The 20,745-nt window shown below is 47.8% G+C and carries 17 protein-coding genes and 4 tRNA genes; 16 read left to right on the top strand and 5 right to left on the bottom strand.

Going from position 1 to position 20,745, the window contains the following annotated elements; translation table 11 throughout:
- The first annotated feature begins 2 nt into the window (after positions 1 to 2).
- Both BN1247_RS14145 and BN1247_RS14140 read left to right on the top strand, forming a co-directional pair.
- A tRNA-Lys gene (locus BN1247_RS14145) sits at positions 3 to 78 on the top strand.
- A 36-nt stretch (positions 79 to 114) separates the two neighbouring features.
- Positions 115 to 190: transfer RNA gene (locus tag BN1247_RS14140), tRNA-Lys, on the top strand.
- Between the two features lie 81 nt (positions 191 to 271).
- Here BN1247_RS14140 and BN1247_RS18520 read toward each other — a convergent pair.
- The 3 genes from BN1247_RS18520 to BN1247_RS14125 all read right to left on the bottom strand — a co-directional run bounded on the left by BN1247_RS18520 (position 272) and on the right by BN1247_RS14125 (position 5,094).
- Positions 272 to 520, bottom strand: coding sequence for a Fic family protein (locus BN1247_RS18520; protein WP_074011183.1), 249 nt, complete (start codon positions 518 to 520; stop codon positions 272 to 274).
- A 595-nt stretch (positions 521 to 1,115) separates the two neighbouring features.
- On the bottom strand, positions 1,116 to 2,597 hold the full coding sequence (locus tag BN1247_RS14135) for an IS5 family transposase (RefSeq protein ID WP_054949221.1): 1,482 nt from the start codon (positions 2,595 to 2,597) through the stop codon (positions 1,116 to 1,118).
- Between the two features lie 1,147 nt (positions 2,598 to 3,744).
- Positions 3,745 to 5,094 (bottom strand): ISLre2 family transposase, encoded by a 1,350-nt coding sequence (locus BN1247_RS14125; protein ID WP_187119684.1) that lies wholly within the window; start codon positions 5,092 to 5,094, stop codon positions 3,745 to 3,747.
- Between the two features lie 228 nt (positions 5,095 to 5,322).
- Here BN1247_RS14125 and BN1247_RS18035 point away from each other — a divergent pair, with 228 nt between their 5' ends.
- On the top strand, positions 5,323 to 5,529 hold the full coding sequence (locus BN1247_RS18035; protein WP_187119799.1) for a hypothetical protein: 207 nt from the start codon (positions 5,323 to 5,325) through the stop codon (positions 5,527 to 5,529).
- A 177-nt stretch (positions 5,530 to 5,706) separates the two neighbouring features.
- Here the strand turns inward: BN1247_RS18035 and BN1247_RS18605 are convergent, their stop codons facing one another.
- Positions 5,707 to 5,781 carry a putative holin-like toxin gene (locus tag BN1247_RS18605; protein ID WP_222705249.1) on the bottom strand — a complete coding sequence of 25 codons (75 nt, stop codon included), beginning with the start codon at positions 5,779 to 5,781 and terminating at the stop codon, positions 5,707 to 5,709.
- Between the two features lie 410 nt (positions 5,782 to 6,191).
- Here BN1247_RS18605 and BN1247_RS14120 point away from each other — a divergent pair.
- Positions 6,192 to 6,274 (top strand) — tRNA-Leu (locus BN1247_RS14120).
- A gap of 3 nt (positions 6,275 to 6,277) precedes the next feature.
- Positions 6,278 to 6,352 (top strand) — tRNA-Gly (locus tag BN1247_RS14115).
- A 117-nt stretch (positions 6,353 to 6,469) separates the two neighbouring features.
- Here the strand turns inward: BN1247_RS14115 and BN1247_RS14110 are convergent.
- Positions 6,470 to 6,667 (bottom strand): alpha/beta-type small acid-soluble spore protein, encoded by a 198-nt coding sequence (locus BN1247_RS14110; RefSeq protein ID WP_054950953.1) that lies wholly within the window; start codon positions 6,665 to 6,667, stop codon positions 6,470 to 6,472.
- A gap of 504 nt (positions 6,668 to 7,171) precedes the next feature.
- Between BN1247_RS14110 and rocF the strand changes: the two genes are divergently transcribed.
- The 11 genes from rocF (at position 7,172) to BN1247_RS14055 (ending at position 20,680) form a co-directional block, all read left to right on the top strand.
- A complete protein-coding gene (rocF, locus tag BN1247_RS14105) occupies positions 7,172 to 8,071 on the top strand; it encodes an arginase (RefSeq protein WP_054950952.1) in 900 nt (299 codons plus the stop codon).
- 119 nt (positions 8,072 to 8,190) lie between these two features.
- The gene (gene sigW, locus BN1247_RS14100; protein WP_054950951.1) at positions 8,191 to 8,763 is read left to right on the top strand and encodes an RNA polymerase sigma factor SigW; all 573 of its coding nucleotides are present in this window, start codon (positions 8,191 to 8,193) and stop codon (positions 8,761 to 8,763) included.
- Positions 8,764 to 8,814: 51 nt separating this feature from the next.
- Positions 8,815 to 9,672 carry a zf-HC2 domain-containing protein gene (locus tag BN1247_RS14095; RefSeq protein WP_054950950.1) on the top strand — a complete coding sequence of 286 codons (858 nt, stop codon included), beginning with the start codon at positions 8,815 to 8,817 and terminating at the stop codon, positions 9,670 to 9,672.
- A 199-nt stretch (positions 9,673 to 9,871) separates the two neighbouring features.
- Complete coding sequence (gene cdaA / locus BN1247_RS14090) at positions 9,872 to 10,702, top strand: diadenylate cyclase CdaA (protein ID WP_054950949.1); 831 nt, start codon at positions 9,872 to 9,874, stop codon at positions 10,700 to 10,702.
- Positions 10,680 to 11,891: a CdaR family protein gene (locus tag BN1247_RS14085; RefSeq protein ID WP_054950948.1), complete on the top strand. Its 1,212-nt coding sequence runs from the start codon at positions 10,680 to 10,682 to the stop codon at positions 11,889 to 11,891. Before cdaA ends, BN1247_RS14085 begins: the two co-directional genes overlap by 23 nt.
- A gap of 22 nt (positions 11,892 to 11,913) precedes the next feature.
- Positions 11,914 to 13,269 (top strand): phosphoglucosamine mutase, encoded by a 1,356-nt coding sequence (glmM, locus tag BN1247_RS14080; protein ID WP_054950947.1) that lies wholly within the window; start codon positions 11,914 to 11,916, stop codon positions 13,267 to 13,269.
- 271 nt (positions 13,270 to 13,540) lie between these two features.
- Positions 13,541 to 15,298, top strand: coding sequence for a sensor histidine kinase (locus BN1247_RS14075; protein WP_187119798.1), 1,758 nt, complete (start codon positions 13,541 to 13,543; stop codon positions 15,296 to 15,298).
- Positions 15,299 to 15,446: 148 nt separating this feature from the next.
- Positions 15,447 to 17,057 (top strand): response regulator transcription factor, encoded by a 1,611-nt coding sequence (locus BN1247_RS14070; RefSeq protein WP_074011341.1) that lies wholly within the window; start codon positions 15,447 to 15,449, stop codon positions 17,055 to 17,057.
- A 178-nt stretch (positions 17,058 to 17,235) separates the two neighbouring features.
- Positions 17,236 to 18,126 carry an ABC transporter permease gene (locus BN1247_RS14065; protein ID WP_054951669.1) on the top strand — a complete coding sequence of 297 codons (891 nt, stop codon included), beginning with the start codon at positions 17,236 to 17,238 and terminating at the stop codon, positions 18,124 to 18,126.
- A gap of 15 nt (positions 18,127 to 18,141) precedes the next feature.
- A complete protein-coding gene (locus tag BN1247_RS14060; RefSeq protein ID WP_054950944.1) occupies positions 18,142 to 19,089 on the top strand; it encodes a carbohydrate ABC transporter permease in 948 nt (315 codons plus the stop codon).
- A 115-nt stretch (positions 19,090 to 19,204) separates the two neighbouring features.
- Positions 19,205 to 20,680 (top strand): ABC transporter substrate-binding protein, encoded by a 1,476-nt coding sequence (locus tag BN1247_RS14055; protein WP_054950943.1) that lies wholly within the window; start codon positions 19,205 to 19,207, stop codon positions 20,678 to 20,680.
- Positions 20,681 to 20,745: the final 65 nt, after the last annotated feature.

Below are 20,745 nucleotides of genomic sequence, written 5' to 3'. Positions count from 1 at the left end.
GTGAGCCATTAGCTCAGTCGGCAGAGCACCTGACTTTTAATCAGGGTGTCGCAGGTTCGAATCCTGCATGGCTCACCATTCAAAAAAAGACGCATCTGTGCGTTTTTTTGTTCTGGGCCATTAGCTCAGTTGGCAGAGCACCTGACTCTTAATCAGGGTGTCGCAGGTTCGAGCCCTGCATGGCCCACCAGAAAAAAGGTTGTTATGACGCGGTTTCTCGGATAATGGGGAAACCGCGTTTTTTATGTCTGATTGTCATCTGCATATGTTTTTAGTGCTTTTTAGCTATATTACGCATGGAGTCGAGAAGTTTTTTGTGGGGGCTTCGATCCACGTATTGATATTCTGTAAACCTTTTCATGGTTCTAGCTATGTGTTTTACAGAAATTACCACTTCTGTTCGCTTGTTCCCGTTGTGAAACGGATGGTTCTTTATTAAGCTTCGCATCAATGCCGCAGCTTTTTCTATAACAGTTGGAAACAAATCTTTTCGGTCGAACGTTTGTTGTGGTGCGCCCATCTAATGTACCATTTGGCTAAATAAAGCCTGATATCGATTATTTTTATGTCGCAGATGTGTATAAAAATGGTAGGATCAAGATTTATGGATTACATGACAAAGCTCCTGCACACGAGTTCTATGCTTGTATGCCGGGTACTGATGCAACAGTTTTAACTCTCCATTTAGCAAAGAACTATGGTTTTCATCATTTGTTACCAATATACCAGGGATTATCATGGCAAGTTGAATATTAATGTAGTAACCCTCTCCTATAGTTTGGAGGGGGTTGTTTCGCACGACTTTGTAGATTAAAGTGTAAATCCTGACCACAACATTTCATATTTTATCTAAGGGGTATGATTATGTTGAAATATCTAATCTCTTTCGTTTCAACTTTGTGTATATCCATTTTGTTGCTCGCTATTTCCACTAGTCATTTTATGTCTGGGTTTGCTGCATATATGATTTTTTTAGTTCCACTGTCATTCATCGGTTGTTTACTAGGGGAAATTTTGTTTTCCTTAAAAAGGGAAAAAGTTATACGGCTATGGATGGGAGTTAAATATTTTTTTCTCTCGGTATTTTATATGGTTTAAAAGCCCGGTGATTTAAATCAACTAAACCGCCTTACCTGTAAGTGAAGCGAAGCGATTAACGATAATAGTGACGAAAAAAACATGGAAACCTTTGTCCCTATTGTCCTGCGAGTTGGATTTTGGCATGCCAAAATCCCGGTTTGAGTTGGTTTTTTCTTAAACCGGAACCGGCAAAGTCTTTTGAGGTTCTGAACCATTGCTGTCAATAGCGCTTGTTCTTGCATGCAGTCTAGTCCCCGGCTGCGTGCGCGGTCGAGTCCGTGATCACATTTACTCTCGGCAAATATATGCTCGCATCGCGTGCGTAGCTTTTGGAGGTGGCGATACTTACTAGATAGCTGAATAAGTCTCGCTTTATTCTTAACCTGAACGGCCTTGACTTTGGCCAGCCGTTTGCGTTGTAATTTAGGGTTTCGCGTTTGGCGTTTCCATGTAGGGACGTCCTCTAATGTTAGATTTCGCAAAGAAACCAAGGGGATCATCCCCTGTTCGAACAGGGCATTCAAGTAGTCTGGCGTACCGTATGCTTTATCGGCTGAAAGGGTGCACACACGAATGGTCGGATGACAAAAACGAATCGCCGCAAGTTGTTGCATGCTCGTTTCACGTTCAGCCACTCCAGATGCTATGCTGGCTTGTGTCGACAAAATGACGCCCGATGTGACATCTGTTACATTGTGTATTAAATACCGTAGGTGAGCCTCTTGCCCCTTTGCCTTTTTATACAACCGTGCATCAGGGTCTGTTTTACTGCGGTGTGTCGCGTTAGAAAAAGTCTTTCCGTGAAAGTTCTCATGTGTGGCTTCTTCCTGCAGTCCCTGTTTTTTTCTCGATGCTTTGTCGGCTGAACCGGGAGACGATGGCGGGTCATCGTCGGTGTCATGAGGCGATGAAGACGGTTCAGCTTGACCGTCTTGTTGAGCGATTCTCGCCAAATAGTCCTCAATGGACTCTACGGGTGTACAAGTCATTTCTTTTAAGCTGTGAATCGAAGCGTTAGCCCGCACCTGAGTCCCGTCGACGCCAACGTGAACATCGGGCTTGACCAATCCTGCTGCAATACATTGATTGATTACATGAACCATAAGCTTTTCAAATATACCGTGTTGCCGCCAAAGTTTCCGAGTCTTGACAAGCGTCGTCCGATCCGGTAGCGATGGGCGGGAGGGATCAGGATGTTGAATTGATTCAAAATCGAGCCCACAGAACCACAAGTATCCCGCATGCATAGGAAGTATCTCATACAGGCCGCGTTCGGAGTGGTTAAATAAATAGGAAAGTAGGATCAATCGCACGATGCGTTCCGGGTCGGCAGCCGGTCGTCCACTTCGTTCCGTATATAACGGAGCCACCCAGTCGTAAACGCAGGAGAAATCGATCGCTTCATTTAATTGTCGTAAAATATGACTTTTGGGTATGAGTGCTTCCATATCGATGAATTGAAACAGTTGCGGTTGGGTTGCGGATGATTTTTGTGCTTTCAAGGCTCTCACGCTCATTTCACAAGATCTTGTCACTCACTCTATTTTATACGATTATAACTTCGATGACGACTTTTTCACCGGGCTTTTAATAATGAGGGCTATACTTTTTATTATTTATGGTCCATCTAACATAGGCTATGAAGTAACAAGTTTTATTAGCTATAGTTTTTTTGCCGCCATAGGAGCTTTGGTTTTTTATTTTACACGTTGGAGTCTTGAAAGTAGGGAACTTCCACACCCTTAAAAATATACGTAAGTTAAACATGGTATGTTGTGTGAAAGGGGAACGAAAATATGTTTAGATTTATTATTTTCTATATCGCCGCAATCATTTCTGCTATTTTGGTGCTAATAATCGGGCCGTTATTCGCGGGGGTAACAGATACTATTATTAAATTCCCTGTTAGTTATATAATTTTGTTAATCCCTACAGTGTTAATAGGATGCATATTAGGTGAAGTTCTATATTCTATTAAACAGAGCAAAGTTAGACAGCTATGGATAGGTATTGCTTACTTTTCCGTTTTAGGGATAGCGTATAGTTTTCTTATAGCATTCATTGTGTTCGGTGATTTGTCTGAACTTCCGTATACATCTCTAGTCACTATACCCGGTTCAATAGTTTTTTATATCATGCGTTTCAATCTAGAAAAGAGATATCCCATAGGTGACTAAATGGACAATACAACGCTTTGTCCAAATAAGGGGGGATTTAGTGATGTCAGTATGACAGTATAAAAGAGGCTTTCGATTTATTGATATGAAGCACTTGTACCCCAAATCATATGTTACGTCAGCTAAATGAGACGATCAGTTTATCCTGTGTTCACGCCTGGGTGGCTTCGTTTGTTTAGTGCAAATAGAAATGGAGCAAAACGCAACTTAAAAATCCCGCATTTAGCTGGAAAACGAAAAAACCATTGCCAGCACCCCAATTATTTACTACCCTCTAATTGACGCCAATCAGTTAGAGGAGGAAAACACGAGGTGTTGACAATGGTTCAAGTTCACTATATCACTATATCAAGTCTTTATACAAAAGGGAAGGGCTATCTGTATGTGTCAAGCTTTACTCGACGACCTTACAGGATCAAGGATTTAAAGACCTAAATATGTCATTCCCTAACGTTCACTTGTTGTCCGCCCTTGAGGAGTTAACTCTTCAAGGACGGCGATTAACCACCTTATCCAAATACCCAATAGCACTTGAAGCTGATGCGGCACCTACTTGGATCCTGCCAACTTGAACCCCAATGTGATCCGACTTACCTATTCGCCTCGCATGGCGTTTTAGTTTTTGTGTCACTTGGCGGTTGGGCCAGACAGTTAATAATGCCTGTCTCAACGTCCCATTGGTAACGCCTTGTTGTACTTTGGCGATGGCTTGAGCCCCTTCTTCACTCCAGTACATGCCACGACGTTTCATGCGGTATGCCAGACGTCTCTGGTTCGATTCCATGCATCCCATCCTACGAGCATTTTTTGGCACGTCTGGACTAACCTCACGCCAGTCGCAGAGGATCTCCCAGTGCCCTTCAAGATACTTCTGCATGTTCTCGATACGCTTTTCCTCTCGCTCCGTCTCTGCATTTCCCTGTGCCGTATCAATCACCGCTTTAAACCTATCCTTATTTTTTTCGGATATTGCCTTTTCAATTTGAGGAATGAGCCTTGGCTGGCGGCTCAACCCGCGACGAATACTCCTCTTTACGTGAAAAGGATCCAATTGGCGGACAACCGATGTCGCTTCAGAAAAGGTATTTTGAACGCGTTCCTCAGAGATCCATGAAGCCGCATCCGCATTAGTCGCCACATGTGTATGTGAGAGATCCCAACGATGTCGAATCGCTGCATAACCTATTTCCCAAAAGTCATCCACCGATTCAACGGTAGAAAAGACGTGACGATCTGTTAACGAGACACGCTGTCCGTTTTGCTCCCACCCGGTATAGGCAAGCATATTTTTGATCTCTATTCCTTTGCCTCTCCCTTTGACGTATAAGCCATCTGCTTCGCAATATAAGTGCTTAACGGACGGAGAGTTAGGAATTACCGTATCCTCAAAAATTCGATCCCTTTTTTCAGCATCCATGACAGCTTGAGCTTCACCTGCTTCTTTTACTAAGCGCTGAAACGTCGTATGGCTGATCGTTATACCGGCAAGTTTTTGCGTGACCTCTGAGGCGAGGCGGTAGGTCATTCCCGGCGCTGCAGCTAACTCTGCTCCGAGCATCATAAGGTCTGGGCTGTATCTTTTACGGCGTTTTAAACCGATTGCCTCATCGACAGGGTAATGTGCGTTTCCGTTTCGGTCGTACATCAAGTGGCGTTTATAGGACACTGTCCCAAAAAAACTGGTGAACTCCCGGCTGTCCAATCGCTCACTTTTCCAACCGTATTTTTCCTTGTAATGCGTCGTCATCATCTGATCGAGCTGCTCCAAAAATTCTCCGAACAGATCAGCCATCACTTCCATCAGGCGAATACGTAAGCTTTCCCAAAACGACAACATATCTGTAGACTGTTCCAAGATAGTAGCGATTTCTGGTATAATGGTTTTCAAGGAAGACCTCTCCTTTCGTGGTGGTTAGGAGTACTATTTAGGTCTTCCTTTTCTATATTCTCCCTCCAAATTCCTGCTAAAACCCTTCGAGAGAAATGTTACACATACGGGCTATCTTTACGAGAAATTCAGCGGCGAACAACACACGACTTCAAAACCATTAAAAAGTACATCGACATGGAGGATTGGAATGAAACTCCGAAGCGGAAACCGCGTCGATCCAAACTGGATCCCTACAAGGAGACGATCGACGAATGGCAAGGGGGCGACTTAAAAGCTCCGCGTAAACAGAAGCATACCTCGGGACGCGTCTATGAACGCCTTAAGGAAATGCGCGGTGAGGCCTTCAATGTATCGCTACTCTGTAAAAAAAGGGAATCATAGAACAAGACCTGTACATTATTGCCAATCGTGTTATAATGATGATAGAAGATGAGTAACATAATAAAGACCACAGGTGCTGCTACACCTATGGTCTCGCAATAGACCGTACCCCTTTAAAGGGGGCGGCTCTTACAAAGGAGTAGACCTCCCTTTTTGAGCTACCTACTCAAGGGAGGTCTATTTGCGTCTTGACAGCATATAAACCAAAGTGCCGAACGCAATCATGAGCGTCAACGCTTCAAACACTGTCATACGCCTCACCCCCTTTCATCAGGGGATGAGCCACCCTCCCATGAGAAGCCGACCTACTGCTTCCCCTATTCTATCACAACTTACTTTTGAATAGTTACCTTTGTGGAAAAAATCCCCCAAAAGCTCTTCCCTCCATAGTCCCTTTTTTTGATACTGCACACAACACGTGTGTTTTTTATACGGAGTCATTTCAAAACCGATGGGATCCTTAGGGGAACTGTCGGTTTTTTTATCTTGGAATTATGTTTCAGTGTGGAGTACAATATAAAGTCAAATCCAAGGGCTCGCGAACCTGGAGATCGTCTAAAAAGAAGTTAAAGTCAAACAACGATCCATCCCCAAAAAAATGTTTGCAATACCATCCGCCACGTGGTACAATATGTATTGTTAATTAAACACCGCACCGTTACGCGGGTGTGGCGGAATTGGCAGACGCACTAGATTTAGGTTCTAGCGCTTCGGCGTGGAGGTTCGAGTCCTCTCACCCGCACCATGCGCGGAAGTGGCTCAGAGGTAGAGCATCGCCTTGCCAAGGCGAGGGTCGCGGGTTCGAATCCCGTCTTCCGCTCCATATTTTAGGAAAAGCCGCTCGATACGTTGTCGAGCGGCTTTTTTGAAATTGAGGAAACTTGATCGCCTTTTGAAACGCCTGTCAATCAACCCTCATTGCAGACGGCGAAACCGCTTCCTACTTCTTCTTCCCGAGGGATTCTTCACCTAACCGTATGAGATTTTTGACCATGTGCCCACCGACCGCGCCGTTGTTGCGCGCTGTTTGGTCGGCACCGAGTTCAATTCCCATTTCCTGTGCTGTCTCTTCCTTCAATCGTTCCATCGAACGTCTTGCGCCAGGGACGAGCAGTTCGTTACGGTTTCGGCGTGCCACGTTAGCGTCACCTCGGATGAAGGAATTTGACGCGTTTGCGTCGTTTTTAATGTGTGACGTTCGCGGGTGGAACATGTGAGGAAAGTTTCAACACATGCGGATGGAATAGGTACAACGGGATTTATTCGGGAATACTTTCCTAGACACTAACTTTCGTCCCACTTCCCGCTAAATTGGCGCCCTTAACTTTAGACCCACGAATCGACAACATAACGGGCATTTTTTCGGTATAATAACTACATAGCACGCACGTTGGTGCCTTGCAGTCGGGGTGTCCGCCACATCATTAACGTGCAGTAAACAATGCCAACAGACAGAAGACGACATTAACGCGTAGTAAGCGTTTCTAACGCCTTGCATTCAAAAAGGGAAAAAGTTACTACTCAACGGTTTTATTTGAGTCATACAGGTGACGATGAACATTCGTTCCGTGTGAGCACCCATCAGGACAAGCTCATTGAAGACGTACATAAAGGTAGGAAATAAAGGTAGGAGGGTATATATATGGAAGAACAAGTATCGATTATCGGTGTGCCGTTAGATCTCGGAGCGGGAAGGCGTGGAGTCGACATGGGCCCGAGTGCGATTCGCTATGCTCACCTTAACGATAAACTAGAGGCACTCGGATACGACGTGGAGGATCTCGGCAATTTACCAGTTCCCACACCGGAGTCGCACGTGATCGGGGACCATCAACTAAAATATTTGAACGAAGTAGCCACGGTCAACGAACAATTGGCCGAGACGGTCGCCGATGTCGTTCAAAGAGGGCGTTCTCCGCTAGTCATCGGGGGCGACCACAGTATTGCCATCGGGACGATCGCTGGCATCACGGCAGCGGGAAAAAAAACGGGCGTCATTTGGTTCGATGCACACGGTGACTTGAATACGGCGGAAACGTCCCCTTCTGGTAATATTCACGGCATGCCGCTCGCGGTTAGTTTAGGATTGGGGCACCCGCGGTTGACATCTTGTGGGCGGGAAGGGCAAAAAATAGCGGCAGACAACATCGTCATTATCGGGGCGCGCTCGTTAGATGCGGGGGAAAAGGCGCTTATTCGCGAACAAGGAATCCACGTGTTTACGATGCACGAAATCGATCGCCTCGGGATGGCCACTGTCATGGAAGAGGCGCTAAACATCGTCACGGACGGCACCGAGGCAGTGCACCTTAGCCTCGATGTCGACGGGATCGACCCGCTCGAAGCGCCAGGCGTAGGGACACCGGTAGCGGGTGGCGTGACATACCGCGAGTCCCATCTCGCGATGGAAATGATCGCCCAGGCGGACATACTGACATCTGTCGAAGTCGTCGAAGTCAATCCGATTCTCGACGTGGAAAATAAAACGGCGCGCACGGCTGTTGCTTTACTCGGCTCTATTTTCGGGGAAACAGTTTTGTAAAAAAGTTACACAAATAAGGTGAAACCGTATGCTTAGCGCTTCGTATATATTAAGAGATCGCAAATTAAGCCTACGCGCGTAAATTTGCGATCCCGCATACAGCGGAGGTCATGAGTTAGATGCAAGAAGAGAATAAGCTGGAAGCCCTCCTTATTCAACGAGCGGTGGACGGTGATGAAACGGCTTTTATCGGCATCGTCGAACAGTACAAGGACAAAATATATTACTTGAGTTTGCGCATGTTGCGTTCAGCTCAAGACGCTGAGGAAATTGCCCAAGAGACGTTTCTTAGGGTCTATAAGAACTTAGATCGGTTTGATCCACAGCGAAAGTTTTCTACCTGGATTTATCGGATAGCTACTAATTTATGTATTGACCACATCCGCAAGAGAAAAGCCCACTATTCATTAGATGATTCAATAGGGGACGATGACGGGGAGGATTGGTACAGTCGTCAAGAAAGTAGTGAACCGACACCGGAGGAATCGTTAATGTCGTTAGAACTGAGGACAAAAGTTAAGGACGCGATCGAGGAATTACCTGCCCATTACAAAGCGGCCATCGTTTTACGCTATTTTCATGACATGACCTTAGCCGAAATTGGTGAAGTACTGTCGCTGCCCGTGTCGACGGTAAAAACGCGTGTCCACCGGGCAAGGGAATCACTGCGCAAAGTTCTAGGGTCTTTATAGGTCTGCGATCTCGTTATGACGACCTTAATGAGCAGGAAGGAGTGGCCGATTGTGGATTGCCATACGAGCCGTTCACATATGCACGACTATTTTGATAGCGATGCGCCGGAAGACGAACAGAACGAATTGAGGGAACACCTACGGGAATGTGCGCACTGTCGTCAGTTGTTTCAACAATTTGACCGTACAGAGACTTTGCTGGCTGCTGACGGTGCGGTCGCGGCGCCCGCCGATTTTACCGCAAAACTACTGCGGAAATTACCGCGCCAAGCCGCGGCCGAAGGATCACCGCAATACGCGCAACCTCTGCCGACAGCGGGAGAGGGGCTTCAACACCGCGAAGGCGAGCGAGCGAGGAGAGCGAAGCCGGAGACAGGCGAACAAACAGGGAGCGAGGAACGACAGCGCCCCTTTATGCGCGACGTGGCCAGTAGCGATGACGCGCGACCGGCATCCGAGCGAGTGGCAAACAAGGATCCGCGGCATCAGCCCCGCCCGCCACAGCAGAAACGTGGGGCCGGTTGGTCAGACCGCTTGCGTAAGCACCCGTTCCTCGTCGCGGCAGCGCTGTTCTTCATACTGATGGGTGCGAGTCTCGTCTCGTCCGCGTGGCAGTCGCAAGGGAAGTTCTCAGTGACAACTTCTCCGAAAAATTTAGCGGCGATCGAATTTGACAACGAAAAACAAGTTGTACGCGTTAAAGAAGGTGAGGTCGTCGAGGGCGACCTAGTCGTTAACGGCGGTAAAGTCGAAGTGTACGGGGAGGTAACAGGTGACGTCGTCGCCGTGGACGGGGAAGTCTTCTTGGCGTCGACGGCAAACATATACGGAAAAAACGAACAAATCGATCGTATTGTCGATTGGATTTGGTTTGAAACAGCTCAGTTTTTTAGTAAATTATTCCAATGACGGGGACCAATCGGTTCCCCGTTGCTTACTTTATAAGACTTTAGTAAGCTATAAACAAGGCATACAGCTTAAAAAAAGCGCACGGGTACACGCTAATGAAATAGAGATAAACTGACAAGCTGTAACATAAACAAATAACAGCCCTCATCTTTAAAAAAATAAAAAGGGCGTAGGTCGGTTTAAAAACGGGGGATTTTTCATGAAGTGGCTCGCAGGAATGACGGACTATTTATACGTCATCGTCGATATTGCCATCGTTAGTTTTGTCATTTACAAATTGTTAATGCTCGTGCGTGGCACACGGGCTGTACAGTTATTAAAAGGGATCATCGTCATCGTACTCGCGTGGTTCGTTAGTACGTATTTTAACTTGCAAACGTTGCGCTGGATGATGGAACAAGTGTTCACCTTCGGGGTGCTCGTCATTCTCATCATCTTTCAACCGGAACTGCGGCGTGCACTCGAACAACTCGGGCGTGGCAAGTTGCTATTTAACCGGGGCAATACGTTCGCCGAGCAGCGCGTGACGAAACAAATTGGAGAAATTGTAAAGGGAATCAGTTATTTATCAAAGCGGCGCATTGGGGCCTTGATCGTTTTGGAACGTGAAACGGGTGTGACGGACTATATGGAGACCGGTATTATTATGAATGCCGCCATTAGCTCGGAACTAATCATTAACATTTTTATCCCGAACACGCCCCTTCACGACGGCGCAGTCATCATTCGCGAAGATAAAATTATGGCCGCTGGTTCTTATTTGCCCCTTACGGAAAATCCGTTTATAAGTAAAGAGCTTGGGACGCGTCACCGCGCGGGGATCGGCATTAGCGAAGTGTCTGACTGCATTTCGGTCATGGTATCGGAAGAGACAGGACAAGTGTCGATCGCGATGGATGGCGATATCATTCGCGATTTATCGGAAGAATCATTAATTGCCAAGTTGTATAGCGAGCTAAGGCCGTCTCAGAGCAATTGGTTCTGGCGGAAAAAAGGAGGGGACGACAATGGACAAATGGCTGCGGAGTAACGCATTCGTCAAAATAATGTCCGTCATTTTAGCTGTTTTGCTCTATATCGTCGTCAACGATTCTGCGCTCGGCATCGCCAAAGATAACAAGACTGCAAGTACAATTATTCGCGACGTCTCCCTCGAACCCCAATTAAACAACGACAACCTAGTCGTCGCCGATATACCGCAGACGGTTAACTTAACGTTGCGCGGCTCCAACTTTATTCTCAATCGCGTCGTTGCCGGCAATTACCGGGCATACGTCGATTTAAAAGATCTGGATGCGGGCGTGCACCGCAACGTGCCTGTAAAAGTTGAAGGGCTGCCGCAAGGTGCCGATTACGTAACCGACCCTTCGACTGTTCGCGTCGTGCTTGAAGAAAAGCAACAAAAAGAGATGAGTGTCGATGTCGAAGTCGTCGGCAAGCCTGCAGAAGGGTATAGTGTCGGCACCCCGGTCGTTACGCCGCAAAAAGTGCTCGTTCGTGCCAGTGAAAGTCGTTTAAAAAATGTCGCTTTCGTCAAAGCGACGGTGAAACTGAGCGAAGATACGAAGTCGGTGAAACAGAGTGTCCAGTTAAAGGCCGTCAACGAAGCGGGGACGGCGATGGAGGATGTGGAAATTAGCGAACCGGTTGCCGATGTCGAAGTACCGATCACGAGTCCAACCAAGGAAATACCACTCCGGCCAGAGATTGATAAACTGCCGCCAGATGGGTACAGTGTGGAAAAAGTAACGATGAGTGAGGAGAAAGTGACGGTCTTTGGAAAGAAGGACATCATTGACGGGTTAGAAGTGTACCGCGGTCCCGCCCTCGATTTATCGGACGTTACGAAGGATCGAACGTTTGAGCTGCCAATCCCGTTAATTAAAGGGGTTGACAAAGTAGATCCGAAAACGGTGCGCATCGAAGTCGAGATTGTCCGGTCGAAGAAGCGGACGTTTAAAGACTTGTCGTTCGGCGTCAACGGGATGCCGGAAGGGTGGAAAGTTCGTTTTGTCGATGACGACACTGTTTCTGTCGTCGTCGCCGGTTCAGCGACGCGCATGGGCAGTTTGACGAAACGCGAGATCCAGCCGGTCATTAACGTTTCTAACTTTCGTCCAGGAAAGCATAAGGTAAACATCCATTGGAATTTACCGGCTTACATCAAAGTCATCGATCCACCGGAAACGGTAGAGATTGAATTAAAAGATAAACGATAAGTGATTAGGGGGAGCAATGCGAGTGGGGAAATACTTTGGAACAGATGGAATACGCGGGATTGCGAATGAAGAGTTAACTGCGGAACTTGCCTACAAACTCGGACGAGCAGGTGCGTACGTCCTTACGAAACGTGCGGAACGGCCGCAAATCGTCGTCGGCCGCGACACGCGCATTTCGGGTCACATGCTCGAAGCGGCACTCGTTGCCGGCATGCTATCAATCGGGGCGGACGTCATTCAACTCGGCGTCGTGACGACACCGGGCGTCGCTTTTTTAACGAAGCACGTTGAGGCTAACGCCGGCGTCATGATTTCCGCCTCCCACAATCCAGTGGCAGATAACGGGATTAAGTTTTTTGGACAAAGCGGGTTTAAATTGTCCGATGAGACGGAGGCGGAGATCGAGGCGTTAATCGATGCAGACGATCGACTGCCGCGTCCCGTCGGCGATCGCGTCGGGACACTCACCGTACGGCCAGATTTGTTGCAGTCGTATACGGCGCATCTCAATCAAACGATCATTCACCGCTTTGACGGTTTGAAAATCGTCCTCGACTGTGCGCACGGTGCAGCGTCGTACATCGGACCACGCCTCTTTCAACAATTAGGAGCCGAAGTGATTGTCATCGGGGGAGACCCTAACGGCGTAAACATTAACGCCAACTGCGGATCGACACACCCGGAACAGTTACAGTATCGCGTTGTTCAGGAAGGGGCTGACCTCGGCCTCGCTTTTGACGGCGATGCCGATCGGCTCATCGCAGTCGACGAAAATGGCAACGTCGTCGATGGCGATTACATCATGTACATTCTCGCCGCCTACTTAAAAGAGCACGGGCGCTTAGCGCAAGACACGTTAGTAACAACAGTCATGAGTAACATCGGACTGTACAAAGCGACGGAGAAGCGAAACATTCACACCGTACAAACACGCGTCGGCGATCGTTACGTGATGGAAAAAATGCGCATGCACGGGTACAACTTAGGTGGCGAACAGTCTGGACACATCGTTTTCCTCGACTATAGTACGACCGGCGACGGCTTATTGACCGCATTACAACTCGTTAACGTCATCCAAGCGAAGCAGCGCTCACTCGGTCGCTTAACCGAGTCGATGCAGAAGTATCCGCAATTAATGATAAACGTCCATGTCGGGGAGAAGGACGGCTGGGAACAAAACACAACGATCCGCACCGCGATTGAGGCTGTGGAGGCAGAACTAGGCGCGGAAGGACGTGTCCTCGTGCGCCCGTCGGGAACGGAGCCACTCATCCGCGTCATGGCGGAAGGACCGAATGCGCACGACCTGGAACGGTACGTGAACAGCATTGCCCGCGTGGTTCAAACCGAACTAGGGGTGCAAACTAAGTTAGGCTAACATTAGTTGGATGTTGGACAAGCACTAGCCGAAGTGGAAGTATGTGCTAACGTTCACAAACTAAAGTTGCGTACACAGTAAGCTCGAGAAGGTATTTCTCGGGCTTTTTACGTGTATTGTCACAACTGTTGGCAGGAAGCGAGTGCATCTTACTTGTCGTCCACCGTTACAAGTATATAATTATGTATAGGTGATTAGAATTAACTGTTATAACAAGTACATCAAACGGAAGCTGTTTAACAAAATCGTCCTTTTTTACTCGTTAATTGTCGTGATTACTTTAGTGGCACTCGCTATTCTCGTCAATCAATTAGTTGCCAAATCGCTCATCGAAAAAGAGCTAACCGAGCAAAAGCAATTGTTAGAAAGTGTTAGTCGCCACCTTAACACGACCTATGAATCAGCTCAATCTCGGATTCATCGGCTCTATCAAGAAAAAGCGTTGACGTCTGAAACCGTCTTTTTTTTGGAAAACGGTTTGCAAAAATATCTGCAGCACCGATTAGATGTCTTTTCAGACAGCAACAGCTTTACTGTCCCTAACATCGATACTTTTTTCAAAAATGAGATGGATAAAGACGAGGATATCGCCGAGATCATTTTGTACAGTGCGGTACAAAATGATTTGTACGTGTACAAAAGAAAAGGGATTAAGCGCTACTATCCCCTGCAACCGGGAAGATCGTACATTCCGGAAGTCATGGAGCGCATGAGAGATGGCGCGACGATTCAAGCGGCTAACTATTGGCTAGAAAAGGCGATCGGTGAATCGCACGAGGGCAAGTTTATGTTCGCCCACGATATTAAAGATCCGCAAACGTTACAAACAGTCGGTAAAATAGTCGTCGTGTACGACCGTATCGGCATTGAACGCGTCTTGCAAAAAAAGGCGGACGAAATAAAAGGGTATTCGGTCGTCCTGTCGGCTGAGGGGACTGTCCTATTCGATTCGTCCAACCGTTATATCGGTCAAACATATCCATATCGCGAACGATTACATACGACGGGCAAAACAGAACAACTCGAAGAAGAATCGTATGTGACCGCGATTAACGAGACCCGGCCCGGTTACATGGCGGCGAACGTCGTCCCAAAAGCGGAAATTGAAAAAAACTACGTCGCGCTTCGGCGTACGATTGCGATCGCGACTGCTGTATGTATCGTGTTTGCCGTGACACTCGCCGCTGCCTTCGTCCGAAATTATTCGCGGCGAACGCAGACGGTCATCGGTGCGATGCAAAAAGTAGAGCGGGGTGACTTATCAGTACGTATCCCGGTACGACAAGAGGACGAGTTGTCGCAAATTGCCGCTAGTTTCAACCAAATGTGCCGAGAATTAAACCGGTATATCGACCGCGTCTACAAGTCGGAAATTAAGCAGAAACAGGCTGAACTCATTGCCTTTCAAGCGCAAATTAACCCGCACTTTTTGTACAACACGCTGGAGGCTATTCGCATGCGGGCGATTTCTCAAGGGGCCACCGACGTCGGGGAGATGATTTATATTATGGCCTCGCTGTTCAAACATTTAGTCAAGGATGCGACCATCGTCACCTTGCGTGAGGAAATTGAAAATTGCCGCCGCTATTTAAAACTTTTTCGCATCAGGTACCGCGATAAGTTTACGTTTGACGTTGCGGTGGCGGAAGATGTGTTAGAATGCCGCGTGATGAAGTTGTCGCTTCAGCCGATTATTGAAAATTACATCGTGCACGGCATCCGCCTCGACCGCAAAAATAACCGGATTGCCATTTACGGCCGTAAAGTGGCCGACGATATTGTCATCGAAGTAACAGACAACGGCAAAGGGATTGCCAGCGAGCAGTTGGCTGAACTGCAACGCGCCTTAGCTGCGCCGCAAGCTTATAGCACTTCGTCACTCGGATTGAAAAACGTAAACGAACGGATAAAAATTTTATACGGCAGTTCATACGGTATCACCGTCGACAGCGTTGAAGGAAAAGGAACGACAGTGCGAGTGACGATTCCGGCTGTGCTCAACTCAGAGCTGACGGGCACAGTGTCGTGAAGCAGTTCACTAAACGTTTAAGGTACGCTTCTTTTCTAGCAAATTTTCTAGCAAAATTTTACGATAGTCAGGAGAGGAAACGTCAATCGGACGGACGATAGCAACGTTTTGCGTTTAAGGAGACAACTTTGATGGGGGAATGTTGCGGATGTACAAAGTGTTTCTCGTTGACGACGAACCGTTTATCGTTGAAGGGTTGTACGCGATCGTCGATTGGTCGCACTTCGGATTAGAAATTGTCGGGCAGGCAGAAGACGGCCGTCAGGCGTTAGAAGCGCTGTCACAAGTACCCGTCGACATATTGATCACTGATATTCGCATGCCGAACATGGACGGCTTAACGTTGATCCGGCGGGCGAAGGAATTAAACGAAGAGATGAAGGTTATCGTCCTTAGCGGGTACGATGACTTTGACTACTTGAAAGAAGGCATGGTGCTCGGGATCGAAAACTACTTGTTAAAGCCGATCAATATTGAAGAACTAAAAAAGACACTTCGCAGTACAGTGGAAAAACTGGATACATCGATAGCCGACACCGTCTACGGACGTGAAAACATGGACATTATTCGCGACAATATATTGTACCGCTGGCTGACGAACGCCATCGACGGCGAAGAGTTAAAGATGCGACTATGCATGCTCGGCGTTCAGTTGGATGGGCCGTACTATCTCGTCGCCGTCATCGAAGTGATTCCGTATGAGGAAGGGGAAACCTCTTTCGCTCAGGGCTTCAGCGACGTACCGTCGCCCGCAGTACGCGAACAGCTGTACTTGACGTATGACATCGTGCGAAATAAGGTTCAGGAGCGATGTCAGACGGTTTGTTTTCGGGACAAGGCAGGGCAGACTGTCGTTATTTTTTCCCTTGAGAATCGCAGGGCCGCCAAAGTGGAAGCGACAGAATGGCTCCACGCCCTTTACGAGGACTTACAAGGTGCAGTATGCTGCGAAGTTGTCATCGGTATCGGCGGCGACGTGTCCGGCAAGGCACTAGCAGCCAAAAGCTACGCCGACGCACAGCTCGCCGCGCAGTATTATTTAATCGAGCCAAAGACGCACGTATTAGAGATCGAGCAGTTGTCCCCCGTCGCACTGAGCAGGACGCCGGCTTTTCAGTTGGATTTACCCGCTTACGCTGCAACACTGCTCGCGCGCGACCGCCAGGCGCTATTCCAATTAATCGATGCTGACTTTGCACGTTTGCAAGGTCAAAGTGGCGTGACGCCTGCCCATTTGCAGACGGCGGCGATCGACATCATCGTCCATATTCAACAGTCACTCAACAACGTATGTAAGGGATCCCGCACACAGGCGAGCACATTAACTGTGTATCGGCATATGTTTGCTCGGGTGTTCCAAGCGCCGTCGATCGATGCGTTAAAAACATACGTAAAAGTGGTCGCAAAAACGGCGATGGACAGTTTGACTCCGCAAGACGAGGTGACGCCGATTGTGCAACAAGTGTTGCGTCACATCGACGCACATTATGCGGAAGGATTATCGTTAAAGATGCTCGGACAGACGTATAACGTCCACCCTGTTTACTTAGGTCAACTGTTTCAAAAGGAGACGAACGAGTCTTTTAGTCATTATGTCAACAGGTACAGAATCGAGAAGTCGAAACAACTGTTGCGTGAGACACATTTAAAAACACGTGAAATTGCCCGCAAAGTCGGTTTTTGGGACGCGAGTTACTTTTATCGACAGTTTAAACGGTACGTCGGTGTCTCGCCGACTGAATTTCGGAACTTACCGTAACGGTTGTATGCCCTTTATTTAGTTTGTCCAGTAAACCTTTTTTTTTTTAACTTTAGCGCCAATCCCTTCTCTAGTATGTTGGTAGTAGAGCGGTGAGTAACCCGCTCGTTCGGGAGGAGGGATATGAGTGGTGAAAGCGGTAAAACGTTTCAGCAAAAATTTGCGTAATAACAAAGCGATGCTGCTGATGGTACTCCCTGGGACGTTGTGGTTTTTCTTCTTTTCGTATTTGCCGATGGCTGGTACGGTCATTGCGTTCAAGGAGTACCGGTTTAGTCCGGACGGTTTTCTCGCGAGTATTATCAACAGTGAGTGGGTAGGGTTAAAAAACTTTAAGTTTTTGTTCAGTACGGGGGACGCGTGGATTATTACGCGCAACACGTTGCTGTACAACTTTGTGTTTATTTTCGTCGGCCTCGTGCTGTCTGTCTTTTTGGCAGTCGTGTTGAGTGAGTTAGCGAACAAGCGACTCGCCAAGTGGTACCAGACGGGCATGTTTATGCCGTACTTCTTGTCCTGGGTGATTGTCAGCTACTTCGCCTTCAGTTTCTTAAGCGTCGACCACGGGGTATTCAACCAAGTGCTCAGTTGGTTCGGCATCGATCCTGTGTTGTGGTATTCGGATCCGACATATTGGCCCTACATTTTGACCTTCATGAACTTCTGGAAAAACCTCGGCTATTCGAGTGTTGTTTACCTAGCTGCTATTGTGGGTATCGATAAGTCACTGTACGAAGCGGCAATGATTGACGGTGCCAACAAATGGCAGCAAATTAAAAACATCACGTTGCCGATGATCAAACCGTTGATGATCATTTTGACCTTAATGGCGGTCGGACGCATCTTTTACTCAGACTTCGGGTTGTTTTACCAGTTGCCCCGCGATTCAGGTGCGCTCTACTCGGTCACGAACGTCATTGACACATACGTGTACCGCGGGTTAAAAACGACCGGAGAGATTGGTATGAGTGCGGCAGCCGGTTTGTATCAGTCCATCGTCGGGTTTATTCTCGTCATTACAGCGAACTATATCGTCCGCAAGATCGACAAAGATAGCGCACTATTTTAGGGAGGTGGGACTCATATGGCGACTACCGCTGTGAACGGAAGACGGAGCGAGAGGCGCGCGCGTAAACCGCGGGACATACACGGTCTCCCCCCGGGTTGGAATATAGCGATGAATATACTCGTTGGGGCATTCGCCTTCATCTGCGTGTTTCCGTTTATTTTCGTGATTATCATTTCGCTGACGGACGAAAGTACACTCGCACACAACGGTTACAGTTTGTTTCCGGAGAAGTGGAGCTTAGAGGCGTACAAGTATATTTTTCAAGCAGGGGATCAGTTGCTACGTTCGTACGGCGTGACAATTTTCGTCACTGTCGTCGGTACGATTGTCAGTTTGCTCGTCATTTCTTTTTACGCCTACGCGATTTCGCGGCGCGACTTTAAGTATCGGAACTTCTTCTCGTTCCTTGCGTTTTTCACGCTATTGTTTAACGGGGGGCTCGTTCCGACGTACATGGTCGTGACACAAGTGCTGCATTTGCAAAACACGGTGTGGGCACTCATTTTACCGCTCTGTGTAAACGCGTTTTACATTCTCATTATGCGCACGTTTTTCCGCTCGTCCGTGCCAGAGGCGATTATCGAATCGGGAAAAATTGACGGCGCAGGAGAGTTTCGTATCTTTTTTAGCCTCGTCTTGCCAATTTCGTTACCGGCAATGGCGACGATCGGGCTGTTTAGTACGCTCGGCTATTGGAACGACTGGTTCAACGCGTTGCTCTATATTGATGAACCGCATTTAGTGCCATTACAGTCGATGTTGATGCGCATCGAAAACAGTATGCAATTTATTTTGCAAAGCACGCAAAATAGCGGCGTCAGTATGGAACTGCTTGCTTCGTTGCCGCAAGAAACGTCGCGGATGGCGATGGTCGTACTCGCGACGGGACCAATTGTGTTGGCTTATCCGTTTTTCCAACAGTACTTTGTGCAAGGTTTAACAATTGGTGCCGTTAAAGAGTGACGCCGACGGCATGAAGTGGTTATAAGCTGCCGGGTGGATGACTAGCCGTGATAGCTGTCGCGGCATTCACGCGGACGGTTTGTAATAAAACATATGCTTTTGAGGAGGATATGACGTGAAACTTCGCAGGGGCTTACGTGTCGCATTGTCATGTGTATTAGTTTTTGCACTGCTCGCTGTCGGCTGCTCGAACAGCGCCGACGACAGCAAGGGGGACGACAAGAAAGGTAAGAAGGGAGAGCCGGTCGAATTAGTGTGGTATACGGTCGGAACCCCGCAAAAAGATGTCGATAAAGTGATGGAAGAGGTTAACAAGTATACGAAAGAAAAAATTAACGCCACTGTTAAGATGAAAATGGTCGACTGGGGCGATTACACCGAAAAAATGCAAGTAATGGCCGCGTCGGGCGAACCGTTCGACATCGTCTTTACGTCGTCTTGGGCATTTGACTATGTGCAAAATGCGCGCAAAGGTGCCTTCTTACCGATCAACGACTTGTTAGACAAGTATGGGAAAGGGATTAAAGACGTGCTTCACCCGTCGTTTCTCGAAGGGACACAAGTCGATGGCAAAAACTATGGCGTACCAGCAAACAAAGAATTGCCGGCTCAGTCGGTATGGCGATTTAACAAACAGTACTTGGATAAATACGACCTCGATATTTCGGATGTGCAATCTCTGGAAAGTTTAGAGCCGCTGTTAAAAGCGTTTAAAGAAAAGGAACCTAGCATACCGCCGATCTCTGCCGATAAGACGTTTACACCGGACATTCCATACGATTACTTAATTGAAGGGTTACCACTCGGTGTCAAGTTAGATACGAAGGACTACAAACTCGTTAACTTGTTTGAAACACCGGAAGTGAAACAGACGCTGGAAACGATGCACAAGTATTACAAGGCCGGTTATTTGCCGAAAGACGTCGCGACGTTAACCGGCGGCGACGCGATGGAAACTGGCAAGTGGTTAGTCGACCGCGTCCACTACCAACCGTATGCGGAGAACGGGTGGAAAAATAGCTTAGGTTACGAAGTTGTGACGAAGCCGATTAACGATCCGGTAACGTATACGTGGTCGGTGACCGGCTCGCTACAAGCGATCTCCGCGACGTCAAAGCACCCAGAAAAGGCGATGGAGTTCCTCAATCTGTTGAACACCGACGAATACTTGCGCAACTTAGTCGACTCGGGGATCGAAGGGGAACACTATGAAAAAGTGAAGGGCGATCGCGTGAAAGATCTGCCGGCGGGGAAAAACTACGATATGCCGTCGTTCACGCTCGGTAATATGATGATCACTTATTTAACTGAAGACGATCCGGATGACAAGTGGGATCAATTCGACAAATTTAACGAATCGGCCACCGATGCACCACTGTTAGGTTTTAACTTCGATCCTGCGAACGTATCGACCGAATTGGCAGCCGTCAACAACGTCAAAGACGAGTATTGGGCAGCGCTGATGACGGGCTCCGTCGACCCGAAAGAATATTTGCCGAAAGCGTCCAAGAAATTTAAGGAAGCTGGCTTGGACAAAATTATGGAAGAGGCACAAAAGCAGATCGACGAGTGGCGCGCTTCGCAAAAGTAGTCAAGCGCACGTTAGTGGCAAACGTAAAACAGACCGATAACCGCCCTACCTTAGGTGGTTGTCGG

Origin of the sequence: Numidum massiliense (assembly GCF_001375555.1) — a bacterium.
Classification (GTDB): Bacteria; Bacillota; Bacilli; order Thermoactinomycetales; family Novibacillaceae; genus Numidum; species Numidum massiliense.
The sequence above is the reverse complement of the archived record's forward strand: the minus strand, read 5'-3'. Positions and strand labels throughout refer to the sequence as shown.